Genomic DNA, 1,434 nt, shown 5'->3' with positions numbered 1-1,434 from the left:
AACGCCCCGCCAATTCGACGCTTACCGTACCCCAGTGGCACTGGATTACCCTGAGCAATGGAGTTAACCGGCCCACCAAATGCGTAAGACGGTTTATTATCAGGTGATTCGCGCATTGCCAGCCCACCTTGCTGAGGTGAGAGCATTTGAACCATTCCACCTAGAGCCAAGGATGCTCCCATCATGCCAACACCATAGGCTACTTTTGCAGACATAAGCGCAGCTCCACCAATGACTGGATTCCAAAGAGCAGCGGCTATAAGCACTGCACCTAAAATAGTTTGAAATAACCCAGCCTTTTTACTACCAATAATTATTGGAGCTATTTTTATTTCTTCATCACCAATATTAAATTCCAACTCATCTTTAGATATATTACGTTTTCCCTTAAAAACAGCGAACGTAAGCCCTTTATCTTTTGCTTCATTAAGAAATCGCTCAAAGCCCGGTAATAATACACAGCAGGCTTTAATCGCTTCTTGTGTTGAACTGGCAGCAAAACGAAAGATTCCGTCTTTATTTTCTGTAAATTGCTTTAACTGACCATATAAACGAATTGTTTTTACTTCTGACATACTACCCCCAATAAAAAACCCGCCGAAGCGGGTTTAGATTGATTAATAGTTACTTACAGGATAAAACTGCTGCATTATAAAAATAGAGGTCTCTTTTTTGATACAGTTTGAAATTATTACCACCAGATGGATCACTTTCTACGTCGAGTAAAACCACCACACCTCTGGCCATATCATTTACTTGAGCTGAATAACCATTTGCTGTTGGCTGGGCAACTACTGGATCTGTTAACTCTTTTTCATTCCAGTTGTTCAACACACACCCTATATATGCATGAGCTGATTTTGTTGTATGCCCTGAAATTATAGGTTTTGTATCCCTTATTTCATTAGGGGAGGTCAAGCAGCCAGATAATAATGCAGTTATAGCTACCAATAGGAACAACCTTTTCATCCGTTTATCTCCATGCAGAAAACCGAATGATAGCATTTACTCCGGGGTTTGGTACCGCAACACCTTAATAGTGCGATCGAGCCAGTAACCACCATAAGGGACAATTTCACTCAGTGAACCATAGCGATGGTGTATCATTTTGCCATCGCCAAGATAAACACCCGCATGATTCGGTTCATTCGCTTTGTACTGCATCAGTATGACATCCCCCACCTCTAATGGCTCTGTGTGGGCATAAAAACCAGCATCAGCATAATGCTTCATATACAGGTTTTCACCGCGATCCCACCAGCCATCGGACCGCTCAAAATTAGGCAAGGTAATATCACGTTCAAGCCGGTACCAGTCCCGCACGATGGCATAACAATCCCATATCCCATGGACAAACGGCCTCCCCTTGAGGGGTTTTATTCCCTCGCTCGGCATAATCTGGCGAACATCCCCCTCTGGCCAACTGGCAATTAT

Annotated in this window: 3 protein-coding genes; all 3 read right to left on the bottom strand. The window is 43.2% G+C overall.

Annotated features, from left to right (window positions below):
- Positions 1–575 (bottom strand): tail assembly protein (locus HUZ92_RS20680; RefSeq protein WP_145580097.1); only part of this gene is annotated, 575 nt, incomplete at its 3' end.
- 49 nt (positions 576–624) lie between these two features.
- Positions 625–969 (bottom strand): putative periplasmic lipoprotein, encoded by a 345-nt coding sequence (locus HUZ92_RS20675; RefSeq protein ID WP_050879096.1) that lies wholly within the window; start codon positions 967–969, stop codon positions 625–627.
- A 36-nt stretch (positions 970–1,005) separates the two neighbouring features.
- On the bottom strand, positions 1,006–1,434 hold a 429-nt coding region (locus tag HUZ92_RS20670; RefSeq protein WP_174846890.1), incomplete at its 5' end, for an NlpC/P60 family protein.

The sequence above is a fragment of the Yersinia vastinensis genome, from assembly GCF_902726565.1.
Classification (GTDB): domain Bacteria; phylum Pseudomonadota; class Gammaproteobacteria; order Enterobacterales; family Enterobacteriaceae; genus Yersinia; species Yersinia vastinensis.
The sequence above is the reverse complement of the archived record's forward strand: the minus strand, read 5'-3'. Positions and strand labels throughout refer to the sequence as shown.

What these genes read in the sequence shown, in the direction of transcription:
- HUZ92_RS20675 (WP_050879096.1), bottom strand. Translation starts at nt 969, where the DNA reads ATGAAAAGGTTGTTCCTATTGGTAGCTATAACTGCATTATTATCTGGC.